This window comes from Vibrio sp. CyArs1 (assembly GCF_022432925.1).
Classification (GTDB): domain Bacteria; phylum Pseudomonadota; class Gammaproteobacteria; order Enterobacterales; family Vibrionaceae; genus Vibrio; species Vibrio mediterranei.
The window spans coordinates 1,104,322-1,119,171 of record NZ_JAKRBO010000001.1 but is presented as its reverse complement, the minus strand read 5'-3'; the positions used below and the strand labels follow the sequence as shown (position 1 = coordinate 1,119,171).

Below are 14,850 nucleotides of genomic sequence, written 5' to 3'. Positions count from 1 at the left end.
GACTGGGTCTTAACCAAAGGCGTGGGGTAGTTGAGGAGAGAACACAGGCGGTTTTAATAGGATAAAGCCGCCTATATGGTGATTTAAATAACTGATAAATCAGCGTATTGATACAGTGGTCAGTTCGTTTGAAGCCAAGGTTTCAATGGTGTATTGCGCGAGTACTGAATGCAGGAGATACACATTATGTTGGATAGAAAGGCACAAGTGTCCGGGCTCGACTCTTAGCAGGAATGCTTCTTTGTCATTCAGCATCTTGCCGGAGATGGTTTTTGCATCATGACTTATGTTATGCCCTGTAACTTGCTCCACGTAGGTAAGAACAGAGTGCTCACAGTGAGCTTCTGTGAAGTCAGGAAATAAACTCTTTGGCATCCAAGTTTCTTCAAGAATAGCGGGTTCACCATTGATGATACGCATTCTTTTGAAGTGATGAAGATTAGCGCCAGCTTCTAAACGAAACTTATCTGCAAGTGATTGATCTGCTAGGACTGAACTAAATTCTAGCACGATGTTTTTTAAGTCAGTGTCTTTATTAATTCGCTCAGAAATACTAGTTAAATTGTTGTCTTGGTAAAATTCTGGCGGATTGACAAAAATACCAGAACCTTGTCTAGAGTGCACAAAAGACTCTTGCTTTAACTTCTCAATCGCTTTTCTTAGCGTTGGGCGACTGACACCAAATTTATCTGATAGTGCGTGCTCACCTTCGAGCTGAGACCAAGCTGGAGAAAGGCCATTGATAATGTCAGCCTTGATTGCTTGATAAACTTCTACGTATTTCATTACTTCATTTACAACTATACAAATTGCTGACCAAAGCCTCTTAAGCCGATACCTGTTAACACATATCTAGTAAAAGGTATCGAGAGACCATCCGTTAATACTCAAGATGTTACCAGAAAAGCCCATTCCAAAACAAAGTGGTTAGTAACATTTTTTGATGCATGATCTCGATCATTCTTTTGGCAAAATCACCAATATTTGTATTTACATATTTTTGGTGTGGATTTATGGTTATCTCATAAAGATACGAGGAGCCCTACCATGTCATCCAAAATCGAAAATAATCCAAGCCAAGTAGACGTAAACAAGAAAATTCCATGCGAGAAGCCAGCAATAATGCAGCTTGAAATTATGGAAGCTTATACGCGAGCCCATCAAAGTGAAGAAAATCTTTATAAACGAGAAGTGGCTTGCTTGTCTGAACTCTATCCTGTGTTGTTCCGCCAAATCGAATCGGAAGATATCGTCGTGGGTCGTCTAGACGCTCTGCCTATTGGTTTTGGTAGTGTGACTTCTGTCGGTGGCGTGGGTCACTACTGTAATTTTGACAAACTTGAAGCCTTTAAAACGGAACTTTCTCCTGAAGAGCATAGCCGAGTAGACGTATTGTTGGACTACTGGAAAGAGAGAGACATGCGCTCCATTTACTTCCGCCAAACATTAACCGAAGCCACGCTTGGTAAGTTTGTTGACGTAAACTATCCTGCTATTGCCACAGCACGCCTTAGCGGCATGTACCTTGATTACAATAAGCTGATTGATAATGGTATCGACGGTATGCGCCGCCTAATTGGTGACAAGCTCGATTCTGCTCACGCTTGTCACGATACAAAAGCCATTGCGCTGCATGAATCCTTCTTGGGTTGCTTTGATATTGTTGAGAAGGTCATTGATCACCATATCAAACTGTGTGCGAAAGAGCTTGAAGTCACCACTGACCTAACGCGCAAACATCAAATGAATGACTTGATCGATGCGCTCAATGCCATTCGCAATGATAAACCACAAACATTCTTACAAGGTATCCAGCTCTCATGGTTGTATAGCTTATGTTCTGGGGTGGTGAACTTTGGTCGTATGGATGATTATTTAGGTGATTTACTGGTAGCTGACTTGGAGACTGGGCGCATTACTGAACGTCAAGCTATCAATTATATTCGATCACACTATCGCCTTATTGAAGCTCGTAAAACCACGGTTAATGGTCGAGTCGTTGTTGGTGGTCTTGGTCGACGCAATCCTGAAACCGCAGATGTATATTGCAAGCTTGCGATTCAGGCAGTGCGTGAGAACAAAGATACTGAGCCGCAGTTTACTCTTCGAATTTACAAAGGGATGAATCAGAGTGTTTACCAAGATGCCCTAGAAGCGATTGGCGAAGGTCTGACCTATCCGATTCTTTATAATGATGATGTGAACGTACCTGCCGTAATGAACTCGATGCAGATTTCCGAACAAGATGCACAACACTATGTTCCATTCGGCTGTGGTGAGTTTGTGCTATCTGGTAAAAGTGTTGGAACTCCGAATACATGTATCAACATCCTCAAAATTCTGAACATTTCGCTTACAGGTGGCACGGATTTTTGGGACGGTCAAAACAAAAGTGGTGGTACCTCGTTATTACAACCTGAGCAGGTCACAAGTTTTGATGATGTGATTAAGAACTACAAAGATCTGCTGGACTTCTATATTGAACTGACCTCGAAGGCTCAAGCATTCTCTTATCAAGTGATGAATCAGGAAGTGGGTTTCTTGTTTACCAGTATTTTGACGGATGACTGTATTGGTCGTAGTAAAGCTCTACTGGATGGTGGCGTATATAAGTTGGGTGGTACTAACGAAACGTACGGCAACACCAACGCTTACGATTCTTTAGCGGCAATCAAAAAAGTCATCTTTGAGGACAAAAAATACAGTTATAGCGAGCTTATTCAGGCACTACGCGTCAATTTTGATGGTTATGACCGTATGAAATACGATCTGATCAACGCACCTAAGTTTGGTAATGATGATGCGTATGTCGATGATATCGCGGTGGAAATGCACGAGTATATATGCAATGGCATTAAAGATTCCGCAGCAAAAGTGGGTATGGATAGCTACTTGGTAGTCATCATCAATAACCAAGTGAACACTGAGTGGGGACGTGCAACCAGCGCGTCGGCTGATGGCCGTCATACTGGTGTTTATATGAGTAATGCCAACAATCCGCAAAGTGGTGCTGATAAAAACGGACCAACGGCGATGCTAAACTCGCTGGCAAAATTGAAAGCCGAGATACATGCGGGTTCGGTGCAAAACATGAAGTTCAGTAAGAACATGTACCAAAACAAACGCATGATCGTTGAAGCTTTACTGGATGGCTACTTTGAACAGGGCGGGCCACAAATTATGGTCAGCGTAGTTGGCAAAGGTGAGCTTGAAGATGCTTATCACAATCCCGAAAAATACCCGAATCTTGTGGTTCGTGTGGGTGGATTTAGTGCCAAATTCGTCAACCTAGATAAAGACGTACAGCTAGAAATTCTAAATCGCACGCTTAACGACTAAACACCTCCGATTGGGCGAACACGGTAGTTTAGGTTCGCCCTTTTTTCTTGCGACAGTTATGAGGCAAAACATGCTCATCAAAGACTCTACTTCTCAAACATCCTTCGCTCAATCATCAACTACAGGTGTGGTATTCGACATCCAGAAATTCAGTGTCAATGACGGCCCAGGTGTTAGAACGGCAGTGTTTATGAAAGGTTGTCAAATGAAATGTGTGTGGTGCCACAATCCTGAATCACTGAGCGCTCAGAAACAGCTCGCGTTCAATGCGGATAAATGTGTTGGTTGTCGTCGCTGCGAGCAAGTATGTCCTAACAATGTACATAGTTTTGATGCTGAAGGTAACCACAATGTTGATTTTGACGCTTGCCAAACCTGTGGTCAATGCGTTGATGCTTGTATGCAAGATGCACTCAAGATCTATGGGAAGGAGATGACGGTAGAACAGGTTTTTGCTGAGGTCATTAAAGACAAGGTGTATTTCGACAAGTCAGGCGGCGGTATTACACTATCCGGTGGGGAAGCGCTTAAGCAATTCGAATTTTGTTTGGCGTTGGCGAAAATGTGCAAAGCTAATGATGTGCATGTGTGTGTTGAAACCAATGGTGCTTCCAAAACGGAACATTATCGAATGATAGCGCCGTATGTCGATCTGTTCTTATTTGACTACAAGGCCACCGGAGATGAGCTTCATAAAACGCTAACGGGCATGACCCGCCGCTTGGTAGATACCAACCTTCAGCTGCTTAACGAAATCAACGCATCAGTGATTCTACGTTGCCCCATGATCCCCGGTTACAACCTTTCTGATGACCACTTTGCGGCAATAGCACAGCATGCGAAGTCTATGACAAATATCCAAAAGGTCGAGGTGCTTCCTTATCATAATTTTGGCAAAGAAAAAGCGACCGAAATTGGCAAAACGTATGATGTCGATGCGGAAATGCCTGACGACAACGAAGTAAACTCTTGGATTGAATCGATAAAACGCTATGGTGAGATTAACGTTACGCTGAGTTAGTTGTGAATTTTCGTTATCTAGACGTTGAGGAGGACTAGGATTAAAAGAGTAGATATACCGCCCAATTGATACTTTTATTACTTGCTATGACTAACCAGCAAAGAAATAACCTCGCAATTCTTATGTACCTGCTCATCTCTCTAGGTGGGATAGTAGTGGATATTGTGGTGCCATCTCTTCCTTCCATCAAAACCGAGTTTTCGGCTACTGAAACGGTAACTCAATGGTCATTTACGTCAGCAATGTTGGGGTTTGGCCTTGGGCAGCTAGTTGCTGGTTTTATTGTCGATGCATACGGCCGCAAGACACCAATGCTTATAGGAGTCTTCCTGCTGGTTGCTGCCTTGCTCCTGTCCATCATTTCTCCCAACATCTACAGCTTAATTGTACTTCGATTGGTTGAAGGACTAGCCGTGTCTCTGATTTGTGTTGGAGGCAGAGCAGTGATCAAAGATATGTATCATGGAGCAGAGTATCTGAAAGCGGTTAACTGGATTACGATTTCGTTTGCGATGGGAATTACCTTGTCCCCGTTTGTAGGCGGTCATTTAGAATCTATGTTTGGTTGGCAATCGGTCTTTATCGCTCTGGCAATCTGGGTCGCATTAGGAGGCGTTTTTCTTTGCTTGTTTTTTCGTGAAACATTGCAAATTGTGCAGCCATTACGTGGGGAGCAAATTAAAAGCAATCTTACCGAGATCGTTTTTAATCGAAACTTTCAACGTACAGCCATCATTTGTGGTGTTTTCTACAGTATTTTGCCAGCGTTCAATACCGTCGGCCCTTTTATCATCCAATCTCGTTTGGGTTATAGTCCGGTATTTTATGGCAATATTGCATTAGCGTTGGGTGCATGTTGGTTGCTAGGTAATTTGGCAAATCGTTTTTTATTTAGTGTATCCGCTGAACGGAAAACCAACGTTGCAATCACTGCGTCGCTAGCCGCGTTAGTGATTGGTATGTCATTTCAATATATTTATGGGTTGAATTTGTTGGCGTTCTTGTTGCCAGTTGCCGTGATTATAGTTTCTCTGGGAATGCTATTTCCGTTATATCTGGGAAAGGCGTTATTACCTTTCCCGCATATTGCCGGAGTCGCTAACGCCATTGTTTTTTCGGGCAGTTGGTTGTGTACGGCGTTGGTCTCGTTTGTTGCTTCGACTTTGCCTGTCGGTTCTGCATTTCCGCTTCTTGGACTGTACTTTGTACTTCTTGTGATGATCGTAGCTATTAAGAACTCACGCAACGTATAACCTAATAAACACAAAACGCCCTAATAGCTAGGGCGTTTTGATAGAGGAATGCGAGAAGCCGTTACGCGGTTTGAGCGTTTTTCTCACCTTCGGAAACGAGAGGGCTGTCCTCTTTTAGCGGGAACATGTCCTGAGTGACGAGGACGATGCCTTCGTCAGTAACAGTAAAGCGCTGCTTATCCAGTTCGACGTCAAAGCCGATTTCCATACTGTTTGGAATGTGACAGTTTTCGCCGACAATCACTTTCTTCAGCTTGCAGTTTTGTCCTACCGAAGCACTTGGCAGCAAAATGCTGTCAGTGATTTCGGTAAAATCATCGATGCGAACATCAGAAGAGACCAAAGTATGTGTAACCTGTGCACCCGAGATAATTGCGCCGGCGCAAACCACTGAGTCTACGGCATATCCACGACGATTTGGGTCATTAAACAGAAACTTAGCTCCAGGACGCTGAACTTGGTTGGTCATAATAGGCCAGCTCTTGTCATAGATATCTAGTTCTGGTGTCGGAGCGAGTAAGTCCATCGTGGCAGCATAATATTCATCTACATGACCGACATCTCGCCAATAGCCATTGGCGCCCGGGTGACCACGTTCTGTAAACACATAGCCTTTGAGATTGCTGCGACCGATAAGGCTAGGGATGATGTTGTGTCCGAAATCGTGCTTATAGTCAGGACAGGTAAGAGCCTGACGCAATTCAGCATCTAGAACATCTACGTTAAAAATGTAGATTCCCATTGAAATGAGAGCCTTAGAATCATCATTAGGCATAGGGGTTGGGTTTGCTGGTTTCTCTACAAAGTTGATGATATCGCCTTCGTCGTTTAATCCCATTACGCCAAATTCAGATGCTTGCTCGATGGGTTTTTGAATACAAGCCACGGTGACATCAGCGCCGCTTTCCACATGGAAGTTGATCATTCGGGAGTAGTCCATCTTGTAGATATGGTCTCCACCAAGAATCAAGATGCGCTCAGTTTGATCGTGTCGTTTTATCAGGTCGAGGTTTTGGTAAATAGCGTCCGCAGTGCCTCGATACCAGTTTTCGCCAACACGTTGTTGCGCAGGAATGATATGGACACCTTCACCTAAGGCAGAATAGGACGATTGCCAACCTGATTGTATATGGCTAATTAGGTCCTGAGCCATGTACTGAGTGAGTACACCAACTTTGCGGATACCAGAGTTAATACAGTTTGATAAGGCAAAGTCGATGATTTTGAATTTGCCGCCAAATGAGACCGCTGGTTTAGCAATAGTTGAGGTGAGTTCTTTAAGCCGTGTTCCCTTACCTCCCGCTAGGATCATCGCGGTGGTATTGCGAAGACGAGCGTTACTAGAAATGTGGGAATATTGATTTTCCTTCGGCATTGTATAACTCCTTATATTACAAGCACAAAAGACGTTTCGGGGGAGTGTGGCTGTCGTCGTCCTTCTTTGGGACGGTTATTTGTCGACTCTCACGCTCGATGACGTCGTTAATAATCCTTTCCATAAGAGCAGAATTTTCTTATGCAATCCATACCATAGTGGGTAAAGATTTATCAAAAATTATGAAATAGGTGATTTGTCACATATGCCTCGCAACAATGTAATTGCGAAACACGCTACTACAGACTATTACAAAGACATTGGTTAGTTTTTAATACAATAAGAAACTATGCACACTATCTGTGTATTGTTACGCCCAAGTGACAACACCAACTTTCAGGGAATTTTTGATATGGTTTTTCCTCAATTAGGTCGAGCTTATCTGATGAAATCATCAGTATTTATCGTTACCTTACTCCTTCTATCATTCTCATATGCAACCAATGCGCATGTTGAGACGCCGAATAATAAAGCAACCCTTTGGTTTGAACAGTCTGATTTGCCGTTGAATGAGAAATTGCATGTAAAAGTCTTAGACAATGGTATGCGGGTTGTCGTAATTCAGAACGTAAAACCGAAAAAAGCGATTTCGATTCGAATGCGAGTTGGTGCAGGATCGCTACAAGAAACTGGCAAACAACCGGGTCTTGCGCACTTTTTAGAGCATATGGCGTTTAACGGTTCTACTAATGTGCCTGAAGGCGACATGATTCAGATTCTCGAGCGACACGGACTGTCTTTTGGTAAGGACAGTAACGCAGAAACGAACTTTAAGCAGACGGTTTACATGTTAGATCTGCCAAAAAACGATAAAGAGACGCTATCGACGGCCTTGTTTTTGATGAGAGAAACGGCATCAGAATTAACACTAGATAAGGATGCTATTGCTCGTGAGTTACCCGTTATTTCTTCAGAAGTTCGCGAACGAACAACTTTAGATTTAAGAATACTTAAAGATTGGTCTAGCTATGTACTTCAAGGGGCGAATATTATCGATCGCATTCCACTTGGCACGTTAGAAGGAATGAAGGAAGTTAATCAATCGAGATTAAAAGCGTTCTACCACAACTATTATACGCCTAATCATACAACCTTAGTTATTGCAGGAGATGTTGACGTCCAATCTGTGTTCTCTATGGTAGAGAAACAATTTGCAAGCTGGAATAACAAAGGTCATGACATTGTTCCTTATAGCAAGCAAGTGATGTTTCCAACCACAGCCGAAGCAAGAGTCTTTAAAGATAGCAATGTGACGACACATGTTGAATTTAACTACTTAGAGCCTATAAATCGAGCGCCTGATTCTCGTGCCAAGCGAGTTGAAGAGTTCATGCTTTATGTAGCTAATCAGGCGCTTCAATACCGTCTAGAGACAACCGCTTTCGCAAGCCAAGGCGAACTGTTATCTCCCTATGTTGGCTCTTACAATCAGTTTGATGTTGTTACTAGTAATCAACTGAGTGTCGCGACAAAGTCGGACCAATGGCAGGCTGGGGTCAATATGCTGGAATCATCCCTAAGGCAGGCGGTTAAGTACGGGTTTTCTAAACAAGAAATTCAGCGTCAATTAGATAAATATCACACATTATTAAAGCTGGATGCTGAAGCCACTAAAGATACGCTGAGTTCGAGCTACGCAGCAGGTGTCGTTAATGATATCAACAATAAAGCGGTATCAACGAGCAATGAATTTGCATTGTCATTATTCGAAAGTGATGTATTACCGAAAGAGATTTCTGCGTATAACCAAATATTCAACAAGCATTGGAGCGATAAGCATCCAAGAATTTATGTGATGGATAAACCCCAGTCCAAGGTTACGGCCAAGACGGTACTTGAGGCATACAAAGACAGTGAATCGACGCAAGTTAAGCCATATGCAGAAGCAGAAAAAGTACAGTTTGCGTATCAGAACTTTGGGCAACCAGGGACAGCCAAGCTAATCGAGAAAACCGCCTTTGGAGATGTGACACGATATCGATTCGACAATGGCGTTTATCTCAATGTTAAACCAACTGAGTTTGAATCCAATGCGGTCTATATCAGTGTTCGAGTGGGCAAAGGCAAGCTTGATCTTGCAAAGAAAGATGCCCCATTAGCTACCTTGTTTGACTCTGCCTTCATCGCTGGTGGCTTGGAAGCTCATGATATTAACGATTTACGGTCAATTTTCTCAGGGCGACAAATTGGTGCCAGTTACTACCTGACTGATGATGCTATCGAAGGTCAATACCGAGTTCCACCACAAGATACTCTAGACCAACTAAAAGTGGCAGCGGCATTTTTGACACATCCTGGATACAGACCAAGCGGTCATGCTCTTGCCGTACAGAGCCTCAAGTCAGTTTATGACAGTTACCCGACAACTCCAGAGGGCGTATTAGGTTTTAATGTTGGCAAGGTGTTGTATCAAGATGACCCTCGCTGGGAATACCCGAAAGTGGAGGTAATCGACAAACTACCGTTAACCGCATTGAAGCAGTTTGTCGATCGCTCTGTTAATCAAGGTCCAATCGAAGTGTCTTTGCTGGGTAACATCACCCAACAACAGGCGGTGGATTATGTCGCTCAGACGTTTGGAGCGTTAAATATCAAGGCACAAGACTTTGTTCCTAGACCAAGAGATGATATCCAGCTTAACGTGGGTGAGCATTACACGTTGTATCACCAAGGAGAACAGAACACGGCACTAGCGTCGGGCTACTTTTCTTTGCCTGATGGACGCGATTATAAGCAAGTGGTTGGATTCGCGGTACTGCGTTCTATTTTGCAGCTGCGCGTCAACGATGCTATTCGAGAAAAGACGGGTAAAGCGTATTCACCATGGGTTGATTCGTCACAGTCACTACTGTACAAGGACTACGGTTATCTTAGTTTGAACAGCAATACCACAGTTGATAATGTCGATATCGTGTTTGATATCTATCGTAAGTTGATCAGAGACATCCAGGAAACGGGTGTATCGAATGATGAGCTTAAGCGTGCAGTGACGCCTATGATTGATGGTATTGAACAGAGCTACGAGAATAATGGTTTTTGGTTTGGTCTGATGTACAAAGCTTCAAGTTATCCCGAGAACCTTGCTAATGAGCAGACGTTTAAACAGTTAGTATCGGCGGTGACTGCGGCTGATGTTCAACAGTTAGCGAAACAAATCGTTCTGAAAGATATGATCACAGTTGCGGTACTGCCCAAAGAGAAAGAAGAATAAAAAAAACTAATATTAGTGTTGACAGGTTTGTCTCGGAAGCATATATTGATTACACGAACTGCCGAATGGAGTTCCTGAGTTGTCTACTTCGCCTAATTAGGGAAGTAAAGGCAACTGTAATCAAAGGACGTTGACGTTGCAATAGTCGATATCAACAAGCTCCTTTAACCTGTTAACACTTGGAACATATGTCTTAAGGCGCCAATGAGGTGCAACAGAGTATGTCTCCGGTCTTGGTGAATCAAACATCAAGAACTATTGCTTATTTATGAGGATAGTATTATGCGTAATGTAGATTTTTCTCCCCTATACCGTCATGCCATTGGTTTTGATCGCCTATTCAACCTAGCGGAAAATAGCGCGAAAAAGCCATCTTCTAATGGATACCCTCCATACAATATCGAACAGAAAGACGAAAATAACTATCGTATAACGATGGCTGTTGCAGGCTTTTCTGAAGATGCACTAACTCTTACTCAGAACGAAAATATGCTTATCGTTTCTGGTGAAGTTAAGTCTGTAGAAACCAAACCAAACTACGTTTATCAAGGCATCGCAGAGCGTAACTTTGAACGTAAGTTCCAACTTGCTGACTACGTAACCGTTAAGGCCGCAAGCATGGAAAATGGTTTATTGCACGTTGATCTTGTTCGTGAAGTTCCAGAAGCAATGCAGCCACGTAAAATCTCAATCAACAAATAATCATTGAGAAGTGAAATGTGATAAGGCGATTTTAGAATTCGATTTGAAATTGGATCTCACTAGCCTTATCTAAAAAGTATTGCTGCCTACACATGCAGTGTAGCGACATCTAGAGTGCAAGAGTGAAATACTTGCACTCAAATAAAGAATAGAATTACATACTTTGCATTATAAAAAATAATGCGAAGAGGAGAGGTATTATTATGAGTAAAATTATTGGTATTGATTTAGGTACAACAAATTCATGTGTTGCAGTGCTCGATGGCGACAAACCACGCGTAATCGAAAATGCTGAAGGTGAGCGCACAACCGCATCGGTTATCGCTTATACAGACGGCGAAACGCTAGTAGGTCAACCTGCAAAACGTCAAGCAGTTACAAACCCAGAGAACACGCTATTTGCTATTAAGCGTCTAATCGGTCGTCGTTTTGAAGACGAAGAAGTTCAGCGTGATATCGAAATCATGCCTTACAAAATCGTTAAGGCGGACAACGGTGATGCGTGGGTAGAAGCAAAAGGCCAACAAATGGCGGCTCCTCAAGTATCTGCTGAAGTACTTAAGAAAATGAAGAAAACTGCGGAAGATTTCCTTGGTGAGGAAGTAACTGGCGCTGTTATCACAGTTCCTGCTTACTTTAACGATGCACAGCGTCAAGCAACTAAAGATGCTGGTCGTATCGCAGGTCTAGAAGTTAAACGTATCATCAATGAACCAACAGCAGCAGCACTTGCTTACGGTCTAGACAAGAAAGGTGGTGACCGCACCGTCGCTGTGTATGACCTCGGTGGTGGTACATTCGATATCTCTATCATTGAGATTGATGAAGTCGAAGGCGAGCAAACCTTTGAAGTTCTTGCAACTAATGGTGACACACACCTTGGTGGTGAAGACTTTGACAACCGTCTAATCAACTATTTGGTTGATGAGTTTAAGAAAGAGCAAGGTATTGACCTTAAAAACGATCCACTAGCAATGCAGCGTGTTAAAGAAGCAGCAGAAAAAGCGAAGATCGAGCTTTCTTCTACTTCTCAAACTGATGTGAATCTACCGTATGTAACAGCTGACGCAACGGGTCCTAAGCACATGAACGTAAAAGTGACTCGTGCGAAACTAGAATCTCTAGTTGAAGATCTCGTGATGCGTTCAATTGAGCCGTTGAAAACCGCACTTGCGGATGCCGAGTTAACTGTTGGTGATATCAACGATATCATTCTTGTTGGTGGCCAAACGCGTATGCCTATGGTTCAAGCGAAAGTGGCTGAGTTCTTCGGTAAAGAAGCTCGCCGTGACGTGAACCCAGATGAAGCAGTAGCAATGGGTGCTGCAGTTCAAGGTGGTGTACTAGCTGGTGATGTTAAAGACGTACTTCTACTAGACGTTACTCCTTTGTCTCTAGGTATCGAGACTATGGGCGGCGTCATGACGAAGCTTGTTGAGAAAAACACGACGATTCCAACTAAAGCGAATCAAGTATTCTCAACCGCAGAAGATAACCAAAGTGCGGTGACTATTCACGTTGTTCAAGGTGAGCGTAAGCAAGCGATGTACAACAAGTCTCTAGGTCAATTCAACCTAGAGGGTATTCAGCCTGCGCCACGTGGATTGCCACAGATTGAAGTGACGTTCGATATTGATGCCAATGGTATCTTGAATGTTTCTGCGAAAGATAAATCGACTGGCAAAGAGCAGAAGATCACTATCCAAGCTTCAGGTGGCCTGAGCGATGCAGACATTGAGAAAATGGTTCAAGAAGCAGAAGCTAACAAAGAAGCGGACAAGAAGTTCGAAGAGCTAGCAACGGCACGTAACCAAGCTGACCAAGTGATTCATAGTACTCGTAAGCAAGTAGAAGAAGCTGGTGAAGCGCTACCTGCAGAAGAGAAAGAGAAGATCGAAGCAGCGATCACTGAGCTTGAAGAAGCTCGCAAGGGTGAAGACAAAGAAGCGATCGACGCGAAAGTACAAGCGCTAATGGCTGCAGCTCAAAAGCTAATGGAAATCGCTCAACAGAAAGCTCAAGCGGCAAATGGTGAGGCTCAAGCTAAATCAAATGTTGATGACGATGTGGTTGAAGCTGACTTCGAAGAAGTGAAGTAACGCCACCGACAGATAATTGTTTTCGAGCAATTAAAAGTTGAGTTATGTTCATAAATACATAAACTTATCGGTATTCAGGGCGTAAGAGGGAACTCATACGCCCTTTTTTCCGTTTGAGTGAGAAATTGAGTGAGGTTTTAGCATGTCAAAACGAGATTATTACAGCGTGCTAGGTGTCTCCAAGGGAGCCTCAGAGAAAGATATTAAAAAAGCCTACAAGAAGTTGGCGATGAAATATCACCCCGATAAAAATCCCGGAGATGCGACGGCAGAAGCGAATTTCAAAGAAGTAAAAGAAGCTTATGAAATTCTAACGGACAAAGAAAAACGTAGTCAGTACGACCAATTTGGTCATGCGGCATTCGAAGGTGGCGGCTTTGGTGGACATGGCGGTCACGGTGGTCATGGCGGCGGTGGGTTCGAAGACATCTTCGGTGACGCATTCCGTCAACGAGGTGGCGGTTTTGGCGGAGGTAGCTTCGGTGGCGGCGGCTTTGGTGGCTTTGAGGATATCTTCTCACAAGCTCGAGGTGGTCGTGGGCGTCCGCGCGCTCAAAAAGGGCAAGACCAAGAATATACTCTGACGGTCGACTTTATTGATGCGGTTCAAGGGGCTGAAAAAACGGTCGAATTGCCAATCAATGGTGAACAGAAAAAGATCAATGTAAAGATCCCTGCCGGTATCAAAGATGGCGAAAAGATTCGCTACTCAGGTAAAGGTGGATTAGGTGTCAATGGTGGGCCTGCGGGTGATTTACTACTCGTTATTGCAACCAGGTCACATGCGTTTTTAGATCGCGATGGTAATGACCTTATCTGCAATACCAAGGTTGATATGGTCACTGCAGCTCTGGGGGGGGAAGTAGAAGTGAATGTGCTAGACAGTCGCTTTAAGCTTAAAATCCCTGCGGGTACGCAAACTGGGCGCAAGTTCAAGATGACTGGCAAAGGCATAACAAATCGTAAAGGTGAAACGGGCGATCTATTGGTGAAGATTCAAGTTGAAACACCAACCAATCTGACCGATGCACAGCGTGAGTTGTTAGAACAATTCAGAGCAACGCTTTAGTCTTTTAAAGTAAAATGAACTAAGCCCGCCTTAAAGCCAACGCATTACAATGTAACGTATTAGAATTCAGCCACTTTATGTGGCTGAATTTTTATGCATCAAATAAGTGATTATTTCAATTCTTGAGCATCGTTGCCGATGAACTATTCTTATTCTTACCCGTAAACAAATCATTGTCTAAGGGAGGTGAGTATGAGCATGGTTTTAAAAGCATTGGTCTTAGGACTACTATTTGGCTTACTAGCGAAAGAGACATTGGCAGCCTCTTGTCCTACGATACTCAATTCAACTCAAAGAGCCTTAAACTCGACGAATGATGCCAATCTCTGTGAGCAGTTTCAGGGCAAAGTACTATTGGTGGTTAATACCGCGAGTCAATGTGGCTTTACCGGACAGTTTGAGCAATTAGAACAGCTACATAATCAATTTAAGGACCAGGGCTTTAGTGTTGTTGGTTTCCCATCGAACGACTTCAACCAAGATCGTGGCAGCGAAGAGAATACCGCGAAAGTCTGCTTTCTCGATTTTGGCGTCACATTTCCAATGATGGCGCGCAGTTCAGTGAAAGGACAGCAAGCCAATCCGGTGTTTTCCGAAATAGCTAAGCAGAGCGGGGTTTCCCCAAAGTGGAATTTCTACAAATATCTTATCGACAAAAATGGTGCGGTGGTTGATGTATTCTCTTCAGGTATTTCTCCTACTGACACTAAAATCACCCAAATGATAGAAAAACAGTTGTAGGCGGTTCGACATAGAAGAGACCCAAGAGCCTGAGATGATT

At 43.4% G+C, this 14,850-nt stretch carries 10 protein-coding genes; 8 read left to right on the top strand and 2 right to left on the bottom strand.

Annotated features, from left to right (window positions below):
* Window positions 1–99 precede the first annotated feature (99 nt).
* On the bottom strand, window positions 100–786 hold the full coding sequence (locus MMA19_RS05245) for a GntR family transcriptional regulator (protein ID WP_240205689.1): 687 nt from the start codon (window positions 784–786) through the stop codon (window positions 100–102).
* A 261-nt stretch (window positions 787–1,047) separates the two neighbouring features.
* Between MMA19_RS05245 and MMA19_RS05240 the strand changes: the two genes are divergently transcribed.
* The 3 genes from MMA19_RS05240 to MMA19_RS05230 all read left to right on the top strand — a co-directional run bounded on the left by MMA19_RS05240 (window position 1,048) and on the right by MMA19_RS05230 (window position 5,613).
* On the top strand, window positions 1,048–3,339 hold the full coding sequence (locus tag MMA19_RS05240) for a pyruvate formate lyase family protein (protein WP_240205688.1): 2,292 nt from the start codon (window positions 1,048–1,050) through the stop codon (window positions 3,337–3,339).
* Window positions 3,340–3,409: 70 nt separating this feature from the next.
* On the top strand, window positions 3,410–4,360 hold the full coding sequence (locus tag MMA19_RS05235; RefSeq protein ID WP_240205687.1) for a glycyl-radical enzyme activating protein: 951 nt from the start codon (window positions 3,410–3,412) through the stop codon (window positions 4,358–4,360).
* A gap of 86 nt (window positions 4,361–4,446) precedes the next feature.
* Window positions 4,447–5,613 (top strand): MFS transporter, encoded by a 1,167-nt coding sequence (locus MMA19_RS05230; RefSeq protein ID WP_124941732.1) that lies wholly within the window; start codon window positions 4,447–4,449, stop codon window positions 5,611–5,613.
* A gap of 61 nt (window positions 5,614–5,674) precedes the next feature.
* Here MMA19_RS05230 and glgC read toward each other — a convergent pair whose 3' ends face one another.
* The gene (gene glgC / locus MMA19_RS05225) at window positions 5,675–6,988 is read right to left on the bottom strand and encodes a glucose-1-phosphate adenylyltransferase (RefSeq protein ID WP_124941733.1); all 1,314 of its coding nucleotides are present in this window, start codon (window positions 6,986–6,988) and stop codon (window positions 5,675–5,677) included.
* A gap of 352 nt (window positions 6,989–7,340) precedes the next feature.
* On the opposite strand from glgC, the gene MMA19_RS05220 reads away from it, so the two are divergent.
* The 5 genes from MMA19_RS05220 to MMA19_RS05200 all read left to right on the top strand — a co-directional run bounded on the left by MMA19_RS05220 (window position 7,341) and on the right by MMA19_RS05200 (window position 14,810).
* Window positions 7,341–10,199 (top strand): M16 family metallopeptidase, encoded by a 2,859-nt coding sequence (locus tag MMA19_RS05220; protein WP_240205685.1) that lies wholly within the window; start codon window positions 7,341–7,343, stop codon window positions 10,197–10,199.
* Window positions 10,200–10,481: 282 nt separating this feature from the next.
* Window positions 10,482–10,901, top strand: coding sequence for an Hsp20 family protein (locus MMA19_RS05215; RefSeq protein WP_031493751.1), 420 nt, complete (start codon window positions 10,482–10,484; stop codon window positions 10,899–10,901).
* Window positions 10,902–11,104: 203 nt separating this feature from the next.
* Window positions 11,105–13,000, top strand: coding sequence for a molecular chaperone DnaK (dnaK, locus tag MMA19_RS05210; protein ID WP_006069335.1), 1,896 nt, complete (start codon window positions 11,105–11,107; stop codon window positions 12,998–13,000).
* Window positions 13,001–13,142: 142 nt separating this feature from the next.
* Window positions 13,143–14,069: a DnaJ C-terminal domain-containing protein gene (locus tag MMA19_RS05205; RefSeq protein ID WP_038226117.1), complete on the top strand. Its 927-nt coding sequence runs from the start codon at window positions 13,143–13,145 to the stop codon at window positions 14,067–14,069.
* 198 nt (window positions 14,070–14,267) lie between these two features.
* Window positions 14,268–14,810: a glutathione peroxidase gene (locus MMA19_RS05200; protein WP_240205845.1), complete on the top strand. Its 543-nt coding sequence runs from the start codon at window positions 14,268–14,270 to the stop codon at window positions 14,808–14,810.
* The last annotated feature ends 40 nt before the right edge of the window (window positions 14,811–14,850 follow it).

Bases quoted from the DNA above. Each gene is read 5' to 3' on its own strand.
- MMA19_RS05245 (WP_240205689.1), bottom strand. From the start codon at position 786: ATGAAATACGTAGAAGTTTATCAAGCAATCAAGGCTGACATTATCAAT.
- MMA19_RS05240 (WP_240205688.1), top strand. From the start codon at position 1,048: ATGTCATCCAAAATCGAAAATAATCCAAGCCAAGTAGACGTAAACAAG.
- MMA19_RS05235 (WP_240205687.1), top strand. From the start codon at position 3,410: ATGCTCATCAAAGACTCTACTTCTCAAACATCCTTCGCTCAATCATCA.
- MMA19_RS05230 (WP_124941732.1), top strand. From the start codon at position 4,447: ATGACTAACCAGCAAAGAAATAACCTCGCAATTCTTATGTACCTGCTC.
- glgC (WP_124941733.1), bottom strand. From the start codon at position 6,988: ATGCCGAAGGAAAATCAATATTCCCACATTTCTAGTAACGCTCGTCTT.
- MMA19_RS05220 (WP_240205685.1), top strand. From the start codon at position 7,341: ATGGTTTTTCCTCAATTAGGTCGAGCTTATCTGATGAAATCATCAGTA.
- MMA19_RS05215 (WP_031493751.1), top strand. From the start codon at position 10,482: ATGCGTAATGTAGATTTTTCTCCCCTATACCGTCATGCCATTGGTTTT.
- dnaK (WP_006069335.1), top strand. From the start codon at position 11,105: ATGAGTAAAATTATTGGTATTGATTTAGGTACAACAAATTCATGTGTT.
- MMA19_RS05205 (WP_038226117.1), top strand. From the start codon at position 13,143: ATGTCAAAACGAGATTATTACAGCGTGCTAGGTGTCTCCAAGGGAGCC.
- MMA19_RS05200 (WP_240205845.1), top strand. From the start codon at position 14,268: ATGGTTTTAAAAGCATTGGTCTTAGGACTACTATTTGGCTTACTAGCG.